General features: G+C 70.0%; 1 pseudogene. It reads left to right on the forward strand.

The features are described from left to right. Positions 1 to 260: pseudogene (locus SB773_RS32810) on the forward strand (hypothetical protein); the annotation flags it as partial.

The following is a 260-nucleotide window of genomic DNA, read 5'->3' on the forward strand; positions in this document are numbered from 1 at the left end:
CTTGTCAGCAGCGAGCGCGGCGCGGACGACCTGCTGATGATGATGGGGCTCGTGATGTCCGGTTCGGTGCTGACGAACCAGTCGGTCGTGACGCTTGCCGAGGTCACGCCCATCGCCCGGCTGATGGCCGAGTACGAGGTCATCGTCGTGCCGGAGGCGTCTGAGTACGCAACGCTGGACGACCTGCTGGGGGCGCTCCGCGAGGACCCCGGCGCGGTCGCCTGGGCGGGCGGCTCGGCGGGGGGCACCGACCATATGCT

Source organism: Bacillus sp. SIMBA_074 (assembly GCF_046534555.1).
In the GTDB taxonomy this organism is placed as follows: domain Bacteria; phylum Bacillota; class Bacilli; order Bacillales; family Bacillaceae_G; genus Bacillus_A; species Bacillus_A mycoides.